This window comes from Pseudomonas sp. 8BK (assembly GCF_902506475.1).
Lineage (GTDB): Bacteria > Pseudomonadota > Gammaproteobacteria > Pseudomonadales > Pseudomonadaceae > Aquipseudomonas > Aquipseudomonas anguilliseptica.
In genome coordinates, this window is sequence record NZ_LR733252.1 from 2,291,406 (window position 1) to 2,307,981 (window position 16,576).

Consider the following 16,576-nt stretch of genomic DNA (forward strand, 5'->3'; position numbering starts at 1 on the left):
CTATTAAATGCCCTCTGGTACCGGCAAACGTTTGCGATCGAGCTTGCCACTGGCGGTTTTCGGCAGGCTGTCGAGCAGCAGAATGCGCCCGGGGATCATGTAGTGCGGCAGCCGTTGCTGCAGCGCGCGGCGAATGCTCATACGGCCCAATCCAGCGCCTTCACGCAGCTCCACGTACGCCACCAGACACGCCTCATCGCCGCTGCCATGCAAGCGCACCGCCGCATCCTGCACGCCGTCGATGCGCCTTAGACAGACTTCGATCTCGCCCAACTCGATGCGAAAGCCGCGCAGTTTGATCTGCTCGTCGCGTCGCCCCAGATAGCGGTAGGCGTCTTCACCGACCCGCTGCACGCGGTCACCGGTGCGATACAGCTGGCGGCCTTGCCAGCTAATAAAGCTCTGTGCAGTCAGGTCATCACGCGCCCAGTAGCCGCTGGCCAACGACGGCCCTTCGATGCACAGCTCGCCCTCGCCGCCGATAGGCAACGCCTCGCCTGCCTCATCCAGCACCCAGTGGCGGTAGCCATCGAGGGACTGGTGCAGCAGCACGCCCTGCTCGCCGAGCGGCAATTGCACCTGCGCCATCAGCGACCAGACCGTGGCTTCGGTGGGGCCATAGCAATTCCACAGTTGGCCAACCAATGGCACCAGGCGCTCGGCCAGAGGCGCATCCAGCGCCTCGCCGCCGCACAACGCAGTCAGCCCGGCGCGGCCCGGCCAGCCGGCCTTGAGCAGCATGCGCCAGAATGCAGGGGTGGCCTGCAGGGTGTTGATTTCCGGATGCTCGGCCAAGAGCCTGAGCAGCGCATCCGGGTCCTTGTGCGCCGAATTGCCGACCACTTCCAGTGCGCCACCGCCCCATAGCGGGCCGAGCATTTCCAGCAGGGAGATATCGAAGGCCGGGGTAGTGATAAACAACCAGCGAGCGGCGCTACCCAACTGCAGTCGGCGGCTGGCGGCGCTGAGGAAATTGGCCAGGGCGCGGCGGCTGATCACCACACCTTTGGGCCGCCCGGTGGAGCCCGAGGTAAACATCATATAAGCCGGCTGTTGCTCATCCAGCGCCGGCCAGTTTAGCTCGCCGCCCTCACCTTCGCGCAGGTGCAGGCTCGGCATGGCAAAGCTGCCCAGGCCCTCGGCATCCTGCAGCACCAGCGCCAGTTCGGCGTCGTCGGCAATGCCCTGCAAGCGCTCGAGGGGGAACTCTGGATCCAGCGGCACAAAGCACAACCCGTTATGCAGACAGGCCAGCGTCGCCGCCAAGAGATCGGCCGAGCGTTGCAAGTACAGGCCGACCCGCGCGCCAGGCGGCACGCCCCGCGCCGTCAGTTGCGCGGCAATCGCCGCCGTACGCGCGGCCAGGCGCGCGTAGCTGTAACGCTGACCTGCCCAGCCCAGCGCCATGGCATCCGCCTGTTCGGCGAATACCTGCGCCAGGTGCGGACCCAGCAGTGGCACGCCGAGGTTGTGCTGCATCACCGTCATGGCTGTACCTCCATAGCCAACCTGGCCAATTCACTCAGGTGCTGACGTAGGCGCTGCAGCAACTGCTCGCTGAGATCACCACGCAGGCAGCCGATCTGCCGCAGGGTCAGGCGGCCATCAAAGATCCCGCCGTGCAGGCTGATCAGCTCTGCCGAACGATTGTCCGCTGCACTCGGCCGCCCCGGCGCGATGGGCAACGGTTGCCAATCACCCTGGCCACTGCGCGCGCTGCCCAGGTAGTTCAACGCCACCGGTGGCAGCGGCAAGGGGTTGGGTTCCGTCAGGCTGGCGCGCAGCGGCATATAACCGACCCCGTTGTCCGGCACCTGGCGCAGCTGTTCGGCGCACTGCGCAATCAGCTGCGCCCAGTCCGCCTGATCATCCAGCACCAGCGGGTACATGCTGGTAAACCAGCCCAGCGTGCGGCTGACATCCAGGCTCGGGTCAATCACCTCGCGGCCATGGCCTTCCAGCAGAATCCACTGGCGCTGACCGAGGCCCATCTCGCTCAGCGTGCGGGTCAAGGCGGCCAACAGCAGGCTGCGCATCTCGCTGGCAAATACCTGAGTAGCGTGCTGGCTCAGTTGCTGGGTCAGCACTGGTTCCAGCTCGAGCAGATGCACCTGGGTCGGCTCGGCGCTGACCCATTCAGGCGCGAGTCGGTAATCCATCGCCGCCATGCGTTCGCGCCAGAAGCGCAGCTGCGCACCGGCTTGCAGCACATAGGCGGTCAGGCCCTGGCCCCATTGCCGGTAGCTGCTGGTCTTGGCCGGCAGCGCTTCGCCACGGTGCAACCGCGCCAGGTCATCGGCGAGAATGCGCCAGGACACCGCATCGACCACCAGGTGATGGCAGGCGATAAACAGTGCGCGGCCCTGCGGCAGGTTCTCCACCAGCCCCCAGCAGAGCGTGCGCCCCAACATCGGCTCGAAGTGGCTTTGCAACTTGGTTAAGGCTAATTGCAAACCCGTTTCGCCCAGCTCGCGGTAGTCCAGCAACGCGGGTGAGCCAAGCGGCAGGTTCTCTAGATAACGCTGGCCACTTTCCGTTACCGCCAGGCGCAAGGCATCGTGATGCTGCAGCAGCTGTTGCAGATAGCTGCGCAACTGCGGTGCGCCAACGTCCTCGGGCAAGCGCAGCAGCACGCCCTGGTTCCAGTGCTGCGGGGTGGCCAGAGGCTGCTCGTAGAACCAGCGTTGAATCGGCTGCAAGGGAAACTCACCGATCAGCACGCCCTGCTCGGCCTGCACCGCGATATCTTCGCGCTTGCTGCCCAGCACCCGGCACAGGCGGCGCACGGTCTTGGCCTCGAACACCTCCTTGACCGAGCAGGCATAGCCGGCATCGCGCAGGCGTGTGGTCAGCTGGATACTCAGGATCGAATCGCCGCCCAGCTGGAAGAAGTCGCTCTGCACACCGAGCGGCTGATTCAGCACGGCCTGCCAGATGGCGAGTATCTCGGCCTCGAGCGGGTTGGCTGGCGGCGTATGCTCGCCGCCAGCCGCCAGATCGATCTTCGGCAGTTGACGCAGGTCGAGCTTGCCATTGGGCGTCAGCGGCATCTGTTCAAGCAGCACCAGGCTGCTCGGCACCATATATTCCGGCAGGCGCTGCGCCACATCATGCAGGATCGCCTCGACCGCAGGCTGAGCTGCACCGGGCTTGAGCGCCGCGTAGGCGACCAGGGCCTGGCGCTGGCCATCGCGCAGCACCAGCACCTTGACCTGTTGCAGCGCCGGGCAGCTAAGGCTCAGCTGGGTTTCGATCTCCCCCGGCTCAATGCGGTAGCCGCGCAGCTTGATCTGCTCATCCAGCCGACCGAGGTATTCATAGTCACCATTACCCAACAACCGCGCACGGTCGCCACTGTGGTACAGACGTAGCGTCACGCCGGCCACACAGTGCTCGCGGAACACCGCCGCCGTGCGCTCTGGCTGATTTAGATAGCCGCGCGCCAGGCCGAGGCCGGCCAGACACAGCTCGCCCGGCACCCCGACCGGACAGAGGTTGCCCAACTCATCGAGGATCAGCGCCTGCATGCCGTCGATGGGTGTGCCGATGCTCAGACTGCTGCCCGGCTCTAAGTGTTTGCATAGCGCGGTCACCGTGGCCTCAGTCGGCCCGTACATATTGATCAGGCGTACCCGCCCGGTCCAACGTTCGACCAACCCGCTCGGGCAGGCCTCACCGCCAAAGCCCATCGCCTGCACAGTCGGTAGCGCAGAGTCCGGCAAGGTCGCGAGCAAGGCGGTGGGGAAAATCATATGGCTGCTGGCGCTGCGCTCAATCTGCTCGACTAGATCTTCATCCGGCTCCCCCCAAACCAGACTCGCACCCTGGGTCAGCGGCAGCAGCGCACACATATTGCCGGCGTCGAAGGACAGCGACATGCAGTTGAACATGCGTGCCTCGCAGCTCAACTGCAGGCGCTGGGCATGGTCCTGCAGCAGGTTGACCAGGCCACCCTGCTCGACCATCACGCCCTTGGGCAAACCGCTAGAACCGGAGGTGTAGATCACCTGGGCAAGCTGCTGCGGATCATGGCCGAGCGCCGGGGTGGTCGGCAGCATGCCGTCCAGTTGCGCCTGCAGGCTGGCATCCTGCAGATCGACCCAGCGCACGCCAGTGTTCAATGCAAATGGCGGCTCGCCCTGGCCGACGATCAACTCGATGCCGGCATCGCCGAGGATGTGTTGCAAGCGTTCACGCGGGTAGGCCGGGTCCAGCGGCACGTAGGCGGCGTTGATTTTCCAGATGGCCATCACTGCCACGGCGAAGGCATTCTCGCGGCGCGCCAGGACGCCTAGCAGCGCACCCGGGCCGCAGCCCTGACTAAGCAGCCAGTGCGCCAGGCGATTGGCCCGCGCATCCAGCTCGGCATAACTGACAGCGCTATGGCCAACCCCCAGGGCCGGGCGCTGCGGATGCAGCCGCGCCATATCTTCGAACAGGCCCAGCGCCGTACGCCGGTTGGGATACTCACGGGGCAGCGCGGCCAGGCGCGCTGCGGTTTGCTGCACCAGTGGCGGATCGAGCAGCGGCAACGCCCAGATATCCATCTCGGGTTGTTCGACCACGGCCTGTAGCAGCAACAACAGGCGTTCGGCATAACGTTCGACCGTGGCGTGCTCGAACAGCGCCGTGGCGTACAGCCAGTCAACCCGCACCGAGTCCATCAATTCGGTGACCTTGACCGAGATATCGGTCTTGGCCGGCAGCACCGGCGAGGTTTCCTCGACCGCCTGGCAACCGGGAATCAGGTCGTTGAAATCGACCCGCGCCTGGTACACCAGCATGATCTGGAAAATCGGGTTGATCGCCGTGTGGCGATCCATGCCGAGTGCCTCGCTAAGCGCCTCGAAGCGGTACAGCTGATGGTCGAAGGCTTCCAGGTCGTCCTTGCGGCAAGCCTGCAGATAATCGCTGAAGCGCTGTTGCTCGGGCAGTTGCGTGCGCAGCACCAGGGTGTTGACGAAAAAGCCCACCAGGCCTTCGATATCCGCGCGCTCGCGGTAGGCCAGCGGCGTGCCGATCACGATGTCACGCTCGCCGCTGTGACGCGCCAGCAGCAGCGCAAACACAGCATGCAGACCGATAAAGGGCGACGTGTTGTGCTGTTGGCACAGCTGTTTAAAGCGCGCCCATAGCCCGTTGTCGATAGTCGAAAACACCAGCTCGCCCCCACTGGCCTGATGCGCCGGGCGCGGTTTGTCCAGTGGCAGGCTGTGCACATCGGCGATGCCGCGCAGGCGCTCGACCCAGAAGGGTTTGAACTGCTCATGGTAGTCACGGAACAGCGGCGAATTGAACCAGCTGGCATAGTCGATGTAGTTCAGCGCCGGAGCTTGCCAGTTCAATGGCTGGCGATTCTGGAAAGCCAGAAACGCGGTTTTGAGGTCGGCAAACATGTTCTTCACCGACCAGCCGTCGGAGATGATGTGGTGCTGGGTGATCAGCAGCACGTGCTCACGCGCACCGAGGCGCAGCAGATGTACACGGGTCAGCTCACCCGTGGTGAGGTCGAAGGGCCGGTTGATTTCCTCGCGCACCCGTTGTGCCACCTGAGCTTCACGGGCTGGTAGCTCGAGTGCGGACAAATCCTCAACGCCCAGTTGCAGCGGCCGCTGCGGCAAAATCTGCTGCTCGCCACGGCCCTCGGCATTACGCACAAAGCGCGTGCGCAGGCTGGCGTGACGCTGCGCCAGCGCATCGAAGGCGAACGCCAGCGCCGGCACATCCAGCTCGCCGGTCAGGCGGAAATACACCGGCATGTTGTACAGGTGCGAGCTTTCTTCGTACTGCTCGATAAACCACAAACCGCTCTGCGACGACGACAGCGGGCCGCTCTCGGCGTGTTGCGCCTGGATCGGCGCGGCAAAGGCGTTGGCGGCAGCCAGGCAGGTGACGATGGCGTCGCGGTTGGCGCGAATCTGCTGGCCCAACTCCGGGGTGATGGCGTCCTTGCTCGACTGGGAAACCAGCTGGCCCTGGGCATTCAGACTCAGCTGCACGCCCTGGCGGGCCAGCTGGTTCAGCAGGCCGATGATATTAGTGCTCATGCGTATCCTCTCAGTCGGTCAGGCTTGCGCCGCCGTCAACCACGATGTCTTGCAGGGTGATGTGGCTGGCCAGACTGGAGGCCAGGAACAGCACGACGCTGGCGACCTCCTCCGGGGTGGCGATCTTCTGCAGCGGGATGCCCAGCTTGAACTGCTCGGGAAAGCCGGCGATGGTGCGCGTCGCTGCATCGGCGCTGTGCCACATGCCGCGCTGCATTGGCGTGTCGGTGGAGCCCGGCGACACCAGGTTGCAGCGCACGCCATGGGTCGCCAGCTCCAGGCCGGCAGTACGGATCAGGCTGCTCAGGGCTGCCTTGGACGCGCTGTAGGCGGCCATCTGCATGCGCGGCACATGCGCCGCGTTGCTACTTACCGCCACTACTGCGCCACGCCGCCAGGCCTTGAAACGCGGCATCAGCTGGCGCAGCAAATAGAACGGCCCGGATACGTTGACCCGCAGGCAGGCGTCCCAGTCCTCCAGCGCCAGCTCCTCAATCGGTGCCAGACGCAGCACGCCGGCGACACTGGCCAGCACATCGATCACCCCATGGGTACCCAGTAACTCGTGACAGGCCTGCTGCACCGCCTGGGCATCGCCGATATCCAGCACATAGCGGATAAAGCCGTAATTCTGCTCGGGGAAGCTCAGATCGAAGCCGACCACCTGCCCGCCCAACTGGGCAAACCCCTCCGCCACACTGCGACCAATGCCCTGGCCGGCACCGGTGACCCAGATGGTCTGACCGCTGAAATCCATTTGTCTGTTTATTGGCATGACGCTTCCTTACCAGACCTGTTCCACCTGCGCTTCACTCTGCAGCACGCGGCTGTCGAGGAAGTGGCAGAAGTCCGCCAGACGCGGGTGATCGAAGACATCGGAAACCTTCACCGCCGTGCCGAACTCACTGGCCAGACGGTTGACGATCTGGATGGTCTGCAGCGACTGCCCGCCCAGTTCGAAGAAGTTGTCAGCGGCCTGAATCGCACTGACGCCGAGAATCTGCTGCCAGATGCTGCGCACCCGTTGCTGGGTCTCATCGTCCAGCGCCTGCTCGCGCGAGCCCTGCAGGTACTCGGTGTGTAGGCGCTTGCGGTCGAGCTTGTTGCTGGCGGTGCGCGGCAACGCCGGGTAGTGCCGGTAGTCGGTCGGCACCATGGCCGCTGGCAGCAGCTTGCTCAGCTCCTGGCGAATGCCGCGCAGGTCATCCCGCGGGCCACTGATAAAGGCCACCTGCCGACGCAGCCCGCCACCCAGTTCCAGGCCCTGCACGCAGGCCTCATCGACACCGCTCAAGGCCAGCAGGCGCGACTCGACTTCGCCGGGCTGGATGCGATAGCCGCTGATCTTGAATTCGTTATCCAGACGGCCGAGGTAAACCAGACGGCCTTCCTCTATCCGCACCCGGTCACCAGTGCGGTAGGCCGGAGTCTGCTGCGCGCCGATCAGCAGGCTGGCAAAGGCTTGCGAATCACTGCCCAGGTAGCCGTTGGCCAACTGCGCACCACACAGCACCAGCTCGCCCTCCTCGGCCGGACGTTCGCCACGGCCCAGCACCAGCGCCGTGACGCCAGCCAGCGGCTGACCAATCGGCAGGCTGTCGCCATCCGCTGTCAGCTGCTGCAGGTCGCAGGTGCTCGCCACTACCGTGGTTTCGGTGGGGCCATAGGTGTTGATCAGGCGAATCGCTGGCGGTGCCATGTGCTGCCAGGCCGTCAGTTGTTCGGGATAGACCGCCTCGCCACCGATGATCACGCTCTTCAGCCCACTCGGCACCTGCACCAGGCCAGCACGCAGGGCCACCACCCATTCATTCCAGAACGCGGTCGGCAGGTCGAGTACGCTGATTGCCAGCTGTTCCAGACCTTCGACAAAGGCGCTGATCGACTCCAGCAACGCATCGGTACGCAGCACCAAGGTTGCGCCGGCGCTGAGGCTGACAAACACCTCCTCGATACTGGCGTCGAAGTTGAACGGGGCGAACTGCAGCATGCGATCGCTGGCAGCCACGCCATAGCGCAGGCGCGCCGCCTGGATAAAGTGATCCAGCGCGCGGTGGCTGATTTCCACACCCTTTGGCGTACCGGTGGAGCCGGAGGTGAACATCAGGTAGGCCGCGGCCTCGGCCTGACGTGGTGCGCAGAGGCGCGTGGCGCTGTGCAGCACGCCAGCCAGTTCGATCGGACCACTGTAGCTATCGGCCAGGCGATGGCGGAACGCCGCCTCGGTGACCACCAGAGCCAGCTGCGCGGTGGCGCAGATCAGCCGCTGACGCTCGCCAGGCTGCTCCGGATCGAGCGGCACATACACCGCCCCGGCCAACAGCACGCCGAGCTGCACGACAATCGCCTCAGGGCTGCGGCTGAGCATCACCCCAACCCGCTCGCCCGGCTGCACGCCACGTTCACTCAAGGCAGCGGCGATGGTTTCGGCCTGTGCCTGCAACTCACCGTAAGTAAGCCTGCGCTCGCCCTGGCACAGCGCCAGGTGCTGTGGCTGACGTTCGGCCTGGGCGCGAATGGCCAGCAGCACGCTGCCGACCTCGGCCATCGCGGTCTGCTCGGCGATCGGCGCGCTGAGCAAATGTTGCGCGCGGTACTGCGCGCTCCAGGCGCTGAGCAACTCATCACGCGGCTGTTGCGGGGCCTGCAACCAGACGGCCAGCAGGCTGAACAACTCCTCCTGCAGCGCGCGCACCTGCGCCTGGCTGTAGCACGCCGGGTTGGCGTCGTAATCCAGCAGCGGCACACCATCAGCCCCCAGGTGCACTTCCAGGGTCAGGTCTTCCACCGGGCCGGCGCTCAGGCTCAAGGTTCGCGCCGGGCAGTCGCCAAAGGTCTGCGGCCGGTCGAACGGCATGATATTGATCAGCGGGCCGAACAGACGCTGCTCGCCGCCGACCCGGCCGAGGTCGCGACGCAGCGATTCGTAGCGGTAATGCTGATGCTTGCGGCTGCTGCGACGCAGCTTGCCGATGCTCTGCGCGGCCTCAAGCAGGTTGGATTGATCGCTTAGATCGAGGCACAGCGGCGCGATGTTCATCTGCATGCAGGGCACGTTGAAGGAGGCCGAACCCATACGGTTCATCACCATCAACCCGAGCACCTGAGCGGCGCTGCCACTGACCTGACGCAGCTGCGCCGATAACGCGGCCAACAGCAGATCCGGCCAGCCAATTCTATTGGCCTCGGCCAGTTGATTCAGCGCCTGCCACAGCGCCGGCGGGAACGCCGCCGAATGACGAAGGAAGGTCGCCGAAATCGGCGCGACACGCTCGCTGAAGCTGACTGCCTCAGGCAACGCACCGAGCTGTTCACGCCAGTAATCGCGAGCCGCAGCCGTGCGCCCCTGGTTTTCACGCTCGGCGTCTTCGGCAAGTACTGCGGCGTAGTTACCGAACTCGCAAGGTGCGGCCAGTTCACCGCGCGTTGCCGCGCCATACAACTGAGCAACGCGCTGATAAAGCAGGTTGCTGCCATAACCATCGAGGGCGATGTGGTGAATGCAGCCGTAGAGAAAATCCACCTGCTCGCCCTGCAGCAGAGTGAAGCGGCAGGGCAGCTCGCGTTCCAGATCGAACGGCTGGCGAATCTCGCTCATGCCCCACTGCTGCACCCAGGCCTGGGCATCGACCCCGACCGGTATTTGCACCTGCGCCACACTGAGCGGCAGTTCGGCAGGGTTGAACCACAGCTGCTCGCCATCGACCACAAAATGCCCGGATAGCGCTTCGCATTCGCTGACCGCCTGGCGCAGCGCGGCCATCAGCTGCGCGGCTTGGATCTTGCCGGCAAAGACGATGCATTCGGCGGTGTTGAACATCGCGCGATCTTCATTCAGCACATAGCCGTGCCACAGGCCCTGCTGGGCGACTCCCAAGCGCCTCATGCGGCACCGCCATGCTGTTCGATCAGGCTCCACCAGCCATTCAGCGTCGGCGTCTTGGCCAGGTCGGTAAAGCTCAGTTCCAGCCCCTGCGCGCGCCACTCGCTGAGCAGCGCCATCACCTGGATCGAATCCAGACCGTAGTCGAGCAGGTTCTCGTCGGGGTCGAAGGGTTCGTCCAGCTCGTCCAGCAGGCTCAGCAGGCGTGCCTGCAAGGCGGCGCGGGTCAAGGCTGGCGCGGCGGCGCGCCCCAGACTGAACACATCGGCGCAACGAATCACCTGGCCGCAGCGGGTCGCCACATAATTCAGCGCCATCTGGTGGTCGGCCTGATTGAAGTCGGCCACGCCATCGGCCAGCAGAAACGGCTGGATGTCGCGCATAAAGGCGTCGCAGGCGGTCATCAGGCAGCCGATATGGGCGTAGATGCCGCCGATGATCAGTTGATCGCGCCCCAACTCCTTGAGCATGTGCTCCAGCGGCGAGCGCTGAAAGGCGCTGTAACGCCACTTCACCAGCACCGTATCGTCGGGCTCCGGGGCCAGCCCGGCGATGATCGCCTGGCGCTCAGGGTGCTGGGTAATGCCCGGCCCCCACATGTCGTTGAGCAGGGCCCGCTCGACGTCGCTTTGCACGCCAGGCTGGGCGGTGTAGACCACTGGAATGCCCAAGGCCTTGCACTGCGCACGCACTGCTGCCAGCTGCTCGACCAGAGCCTGAACGAAGGCGCTGTCGGCCTCCCAGAAGTCGGCGAAGTACGCCTGCATATCGTGAATCAACAACACCGCACGGGCCGGATCAAGCGTCCACTTGACCTTGTTGGGCGTCCATTCGCTGGGCATGTTGTAGGGCTGTAGAGCCGGGATAGCCATGGAGAGGATTTCCTTATTCAGTAAGGGCTGATTCAGTAGGAGCCAGATGCGCCGCAATGCGCTGGCGCAGTCGGGTCTTGTCGACTTTGCCGACGGCAGTCATGGGCAGCTTGTCGAGGTGTTCAAAACGGTCGGGCAGCTTGTAATCGGCCAGGCCCAAACCGCGCAAAAACTTGCGCAGGGCGACGCTCTTGAGCGCCGGGTCACGACTGACCACGAAGGCGCAGCTCTTCTCGCCCAGCGCCGTGTCAGGCATGGCCACCAGCGCCGCGTGGGTGATTGCCGGGTGCGCCATCAGCAGGTTTTCCACTTCTTCGGCGGCGATCTTCTCGCCACCTCGATTGATCTGATCCTTGATCCGCCCGACCACCTCCAGGTAGCCATCGGCGCGCAACCGCACCAGATCGCCGGAGCGGTAGAAACCCTCGGCATCGAAGGCCTGGGCGTTGTGTTCGGGGCTCTGGAAATAACCGCGAATGGTGTACGGGCCGCGGGTCAGCAGCGCGCCAACCTCACCGACCGCCACCGGGTTGCCGGCGCGGTCGAGCACGCGCACTTCATCGGCCGGGCTCATCGGGCAACCCTGAGTGCCGTAGACATGCGCCTCGTCATCGTCGAGGCGGGTGTAATTGACCAGGCCTTCAGCCATGCCGAATACCTGTTGCAGGCGACAGCCAAGCTCGCTGCCGATGCGCCGGGCCTGCGCCTCAGGCAAGCGCGCGCCGCCGACCTGCAACAGCTGCAGGCTGGCCAGCTCCGCCCTGTGTTCGCTTGCGGCCTGCAGCCATAGCGACAGTGCTGGCGGCACCAGCGCACTGACATTCACCTGATGGCGGGCGATCAACGGAAAGCAGGTCGCCGGCCCCGGGTCGGCAGCCAGCACCACACAGCCGCCGACATGGAATACGCCCAGCGCGCCGGGCGAACTCAAGGGAAAGTTATGCGCCGCCGGCAGCGCGCAGAGGTAGCGGGTGTCGCGGTCGAAACCACAGACCTCGACGCTGCGGCGCACGCTGTAGGCGTAATCGTCATGGGTGCGCGGAATCAGCTTCGGCGTACCGGTGCTGCCGCCGGACAGCTGGAAGAACGCCACCTGATCGGCTGGCGTCGGCGCATAAGCACCTTGCGCGGCGGCCGGCTGCAGCCAGGCGTTTAGTGACCGCGCAGGATCGGCATCGCCCTCGAGCAGCAGCGTATCTAGTTCAGGGATAACGGCCTGCAACTCATCGAGAAAACTATCATCGACAAACAGCGGATGCTGACGGCTGCCAATAAATAGCCGTGGACGCACCTGCCCGGCGTAGGCCATTAGCTCCAGGCGGCTATGGCTGAACAGCGCGTTGACCGGCGCAATTCCCGCCTTGAGCAGAGCAAAGAAAACGATATAGAACTCAGCCTGATTACCCAGCTGCACCAACGCCCGATCACCGGGAGCAAAACCCTGATTGGCCAGACGCTGGGCCAGATGAGCGGCCTGCCGATCCAGCTCGGCATAACTCAGCTGGCGTTCGCCACAGATCAGCGCAATTGCCTCGGGCTGCACCTGCACCCGAGCCTCAAGCAGTTGTGTCAGCGGCTCACCGCGCCAATAACCGGCCTGGCGATAGCGCGCGGCAAATTCCGCTGGCCAGGGCGTGAACGGCACCAGACTCATAGCGCCTCCCGTTCCAGGCCGAAGGCCGAGAGCATGGTGCCGAGCTTGTTGCCGGTTTCCTGCCACTCCGATTCCGGGCAAGACGCGGTAACCAGCCCCGCGCCGGCAAACAGACGGACCCGTGTGTGCTCGACGATTCCGCAGCGGATCACCACCGCCCACTCGCCGTTGCCATCGGCATCACTCCAGCCGACGATGCCGCCAAACACGCCGCGGTCGAACGGCTCCAGTTCGGCGATCAGACGTTTGGCCGCCGCCGTCGGAAAGCCGCACAGCGCCGGCGTCGGGTGCAGCCGGCAAGCCAGGCTCAAGGCGGAAGCAGGCGTATCCAGCTCACCAGCGATCTGCGTCGACAGATGCCAGAGTCGCGCGGTCTGCAGCAGCGATGGCGCATCGGCCACGCTCAGGCTGCGGCACAGCGGGCGCAACTGGCGATCCAGCTCCTGGATCACCAGGCGATGCTCGTGCAGGTCCTTGGCCGATTGCAGCAGCGCCTGCGCCACCTGCTTGTCGGCAGCCGGGTCAGCCAGCCGTTTGGCCGAACCGGCCAGCGGATTGGAGGTAAAGTGCCGCCCCTGCTGACGCAGCAACAGCTCAGGACTTGCGCCGATCAGTACACCGCCACCCGGCAAGTCCATGGAAAAGTGGTAGGCCTCGGGGTTCTGCTGACGCAACCCCTGGAATACCGTGGCGGCGCAGGGTGCGTTGTCGAACTCGAGCTGCAACAAGCGCGACAGCACCACCTTGCTCACCTGACCGCTACGCAATACGTCGACCGCACGGCCGACAGCCTGTTTGAAGCCTGCTTGGTCCGGCTGCTCGATACATTGCCGGGCCTTGCCGCAGGGCAAACCGCAAACCCGGGTCGGCGGCGCGACTGGCAACAGGCGCGAAACATGGCGCGGGACAAACAGACTGGACGGCTGCTGCTTGTCGAAGGGAATCACCCCGACCACCATTGGCTGGCTCAAGCCAGCCGCCTTGGCCTCGGCAAAGGCCGCCTCTACCGCCCGCTCAACGCCGTGGCCATCCTCACCAGCCGGTGTCTCGATGGCCTTGAAACAACCGCCGGCCTCAACCCCGCCTTCGGGTGAATAGAACCTATAAGTGGGTGCATAGATATCGCCCCACGGGGAGCCCCCACGAGCGACACGCGTCAATGCATTCACTCCAACCTCCATATTTAACGCTAATACGAACAATTAGCATTTATAGAAAGGAGGCAAAACTAACCACTCGCAGAAGTTGCGTCAATTTATTTCTAAGGCTCTAGCACGAGGGTTACTGAGACGAAATGATGGGATTTGCAGCCATCCGCAGCGAACCTGCAGCTCGCGTGCGGCTTTGGTCGACAAGTGCAGCGATCCCGTCTGAGCGAATGAGCAAAGGTGATATTGCCAATCTGCCAACGACATCGCAGCGCTGACACCGATCGGGAACTTCTACTTACCCCGCCCTGCCAGGATGCGCGTTGCCCCCTGGGTTTTCTGGCAGTACCAGAACACCCGGCTGACGCCACGGGTGACAGCCACATAGGCCAGGCGCAGGCTTTCATCCTGCATGGCCTGGTCGTAGCTGTTGCTGAAAAAGCCCGAGTAGGCGTACAGCGCATTACGCAGCGGATGCGCTTCTGGCGGGTAACAGTCGTCGAGGATGATCGCCACTTCGGCCTGCAGGCCTTTGGCGCGGTGAATGGTGTAAGCCTTGACCGGCAGTTTCTTGTCCAGCTGCGCGGAGATGGCTTGCAACGACTCATTACGCCGACTGAGCAGCAGCACGGCATTGCGTTCACGGCTGTTGCGCTCGGCGGCGTATGCGCACTGCTCGCGGATCTGCTTGAGCAGCTCCGGCAAACGCGCCTTACTGTCGAAACGCTGAACCAGGCGCACACCATGCTCGCCCAGCTGGGTAGCCTTGATCGCCTGGCTGACTTTCGCCTGCTTGTGCTGCACGCCGCCCAGCAGCGCTTCGGCGTCACGGATAATCGGCTCAATCGAGCGGTAGTTATTGGCCAGGGTCAGTACGGCGCTGTGCTTGGCTTTGCCTTTACCGGGAAAGTGTCGGTCGAAGTCGATAAACAGTTCCGGCGAGCTGCCGCGCCAGCCGTAGATCGACTGCCAGTCATCGCCAATGGCCATCAGGCTGACCGCAGCCCCCTGCGCGGCCAGCGTGCGCTGTACAGCCTGCAGCCACTGCACGATCTGCGGCGAAATGTCCTGAAACTCATCGATCAACAAATGACCAAAAGGCGCCAGCAGCTGTGGCGGGACGCCCTGCATACCTGCATTCAGCCGCGCCGTCAGCTGGGCAAAGGCGCCATTAAAGGTCATCAACCCCTGCGCCTGCAGGCAACGCTCGACGTACGGCCAGAACAGCAGCAGCGCTTCGCTAAACTCACGAACAGCAGCCGGGCCCGTCAGTGCCTGCGGCTGCAGGGCCGCAACATTAATGCCGATGTTCTCGGCAAACCCGGCCTGGACGTAGAACGCCTCATACAGCGGCGCAGCACTGAATTCGCCCGGCAGCTTGTAAGCATCCAACGGCGCCTTCGGCAGACGCTTGCTCTCAGCTGGCGGCATGGGCAATTGCAGCAGGCTATGCACCCGCTGGCGAAACACCGGCTGCTCGACATAGCACTGCTGGTAGGCCTGCTTGAGCAGACGCTGCTGGGCAGGTCGCAGCCGCCCGGCGCTCAGCGGGTTATCCAGTTCGCGACTCGCCGCCTGCGGGTCATCCAGCTGTTCGAACCAGCGCGGATTATCCAGCACGCTCTTGGCCACGCTGCCCATGGCCGCATGGAAAGTCCGCACGCACTGGCGCGCCTGGCCGGCATCGAAGGGGTAGTTGAAGAAGCCCAATACCTTGAGCAGCTGCTCGCGCAGCTCGGCGCAGGACGCATTGGTAAAGGAAATCACCGTCAGCTGCTCGGGCTTGATGCCCTGATGGCAGAGCATAAACGCCACCCGCAACACCAGCGTGGTGGACTTGCCCGAGCCGGCTCCGGCGAAGATGCGCGTCAGCGGATGATGGCTAAGAATCATCGCCCACTGCTCTTCCGAAGGCGCACTGAGCAGCCCGGCCGTCACCGCCCGCGCCACCTGCTCGTGCATGGCCTGGACCTGCGCGGCCTCGACCGTCAGCATGGCCGGTCCGTAGATGCCTTGAGTGCACGGCTTGCTCGCAGCGCGGCGCGGTTTAGCGGGCCGCTTCGTGTTAGCCGATTGGCCCTTGGCAGGCGCTTTTTTCGCCCGAGGTGCTGGCTTGCTGAGCTGCGCAGCCGCATCACGCTCGGCGCGCAGATAGGCTGTGGTATGGGGGAAATAACGCGCCAGAGCGGCAGACAAGAGCCGCTTATAACGCTGAACAGCAGATGGCATTCGCGACCCAGGCAGAAGATAGATCGTTGAATGATAAGTGCTTTTTACGGCGAGCAGGCGACTGAGCGGTGAGAAAGCGCAGGGCCTCTCACCACTCAGTTCACCCGGCGACTATCAATCGAGCATGCCGACATAACGCGGGTGGCTGGCAACCCGCGCCAGCCAGGTGCGGATGGCCGGATACGGCGTCAAGTCAAAGCCGCCCTCATCCGCCACATGGGTGTAGGCATACAGGGCGATATCGGCTATCGAGAAGTGCTCGCCTACCAGATACGGCGTGCGCTGCAGCTGCTTCTCCATCACCTTGAGCGCCTTGTGGCCGCGCACATGGCACTCCTCGTACTCGCTGCGGCGCGCTTCAGGCAGCCCTTGGTACAGCTGGATAAAACGCGCCACCGCGACATAGGGTTCGTGACTGTACTGCTCGAAGAACTGCCACTGCAGCACCTGGGTGCGCAGGCGCGGCTCACTGGGCAGAAACGCGCTGCCATCGGCGAGGAAGTTGAGGATGGCATTGGACTCCCACAGGCAGGTGCCGTCTTCCAGCTCCAGCACCGGGATCTTGCCGTTGGGGTTCTTGGCCAGAAAGGCATCGCTCTGGGTCTCACCCTTGAGGATATCGACCGGTATCCACTCATAGGGCTGATCCAGCAGGTGCAGCATCAGCTTGACCTTGTAGCAGTTGCCCGAGCGGTAATCGCCATAAACCTTGTACATATCGCCCTCCTCCTAACCTGCTTGAA

The 16,576-nt window shown here is 64.1% G+C and carries 9 protein-coding genes; all 9 read right to left on the minus strand.

Features of this window, described 5'->3' with window-relative positions:
• Positions 1-3: 3 nt before the first annotated feature.
• Entirely contained in the window at positions 4-1,488 is a 1,485-nt protein-coding gene (locus tag ACIN8IBEIGE_RS10585; protein ID WP_160014583.1) for an amino acid adenylation domain-containing protein, read from the minus strand.
• Positions 1,485-6,047, minus strand: a complete 4,563-nt coding sequence (locus ACIN8IBEIGE_RS10590) for a non-ribosomal peptide synthetase (protein WP_160014584.1) — start codon at positions 6,045-6,047, stop codon at positions 1,485-1,487. Before ACIN8IBEIGE_RS10590 ends, ACIN8IBEIGE_RS10585 begins: the two co-directional genes overlap by 4 nt.
• A 10-nt stretch (positions 6,048-6,057) precedes the next feature.
• Entirely contained in the window at positions 6,058-6,822 is a 765-nt protein-coding gene (dhbA, locus tag ACIN8IBEIGE_RS10595; RefSeq protein WP_160014585.1) for a 2,3-dihydro-2,3-dihydroxybenzoate dehydrogenase, read from the minus strand.
• 9 nt (positions 6,823-6,831) lie between these two features.
• Positions 6,832-9,933, minus strand: coding sequence for a non-ribosomal peptide synthetase (locus ACIN8IBEIGE_RS10600; protein WP_160014586.1), 3,102 nt, complete (start codon positions 9,931-9,933; stop codon positions 6,832-6,834).
• Positions 9,930-10,802 (minus strand): isochorismatase family protein, encoded by an 873-nt coding sequence (locus ACIN8IBEIGE_RS10605; protein WP_160014587.1) that lies wholly within the window; start codon positions 10,800-10,802, stop codon positions 9,930-9,932. The genes ACIN8IBEIGE_RS10600 and ACIN8IBEIGE_RS10605 overlap by 4 nt, the downstream gene beginning before the upstream one ends.
• A 13-nt stretch (positions 10,803-10,815) precedes the next feature.
• The gene (locus ACIN8IBEIGE_RS10610) at positions 10,816-12,456 is read right to left on the minus strand and encodes a (2,3-dihydroxybenzoyl)adenylate synthase (RefSeq protein WP_160014588.1); all 1,641 of its coding nucleotides are present in this window, start codon (positions 12,454-12,456) and stop codon (positions 10,816-10,818) included.
• A complete protein-coding gene (locus tag ACIN8IBEIGE_RS10615; protein WP_218579703.1) occupies positions 12,453-13,625 on the minus strand; it encodes an isochorismate synthase MenF in 1,173 nt (390 codons plus the stop codon). Before ACIN8IBEIGE_RS10615 ends, ACIN8IBEIGE_RS10610 begins: the two co-directional genes overlap by 4 nt.
• A 273-nt stretch (positions 13,626-13,898) precedes the next feature.
• Positions 13,899-15,833 (minus strand): DEAD/DEAH box helicase, encoded by a 1,935-nt coding sequence (locus ACIN8IBEIGE_RS10620; protein ID WP_160014590.1) that lies wholly within the window; start codon positions 15,831-15,833, stop codon positions 13,899-13,901.
• 114 nt (positions 15,834-15,947) lie between these two features.
• Positions 15,948-16,550 carry a glutathione S-transferase family protein gene (locus ACIN8IBEIGE_RS10625; protein ID WP_160014591.1) on the minus strand — a complete coding sequence of 201 codons (603 nt, stop codon included), beginning with the start codon at positions 16,548-16,550 and terminating at the stop codon, positions 15,948-15,950.
• Positions 16,551-16,576: the final 26 nt, after the last annotated feature.

Excerpts from the sequence above, each read along its gene's own strand:
- dhbA (WP_160014585.1), bottom strand. The coding sequence starts at position 6,822 with ATGCCAATAAACAGACAAATGGATTTCAGCGGTCAGACCATCTGGGTC.
- ACIN8IBEIGE_RS10590 (WP_160014584.1), bottom strand. The coding sequence starts at position 6,047 with ATGAGCACTAATATCATCGGCCTGCTGAACCAGCTGGCCCGCCAGGGC.
- ACIN8IBEIGE_RS10625 (WP_160014591.1), bottom strand. The coding sequence starts at position 16,550 with ATGTACAAGGTTTATGGCGATTACCGCTCGGGCAACTGCTACAAGGTC.
- ACIN8IBEIGE_RS10620 (WP_160014590.1), bottom strand. The coding sequence starts at position 15,833 with ATGCCATCTGCTGTTCAGCGTTATAAGCGGCTCTTGTCTGCCGCTCTG.
- ACIN8IBEIGE_RS10600 (WP_160014586.1), bottom strand. The coding sequence starts at position 9,933 with ATGAGGCGCTTGGGAGTCGCCCAGCAGGGCCTGTGGCACGGCTATGTG.
- ACIN8IBEIGE_RS10610 (WP_160014588.1), bottom strand. The coding sequence starts at position 12,456 with ATGAGTCTGGTGCCGTTCACGCCCTGGCCAGCGGAATTTGCCGCGCGC.
- ACIN8IBEIGE_RS10585 (WP_160014583.1), bottom strand. The coding sequence starts at position 1,488 with ATGACGGTGATGCAGCACAACCTCGGCGTGCCACTGCTGGGTCCGCAC.
- ACIN8IBEIGE_RS10605 (WP_160014587.1), bottom strand. The coding sequence starts at position 10,802 with ATGGCTATCCCGGCTCTACAGCCCTACAACATGCCCAGCGAATGGACG.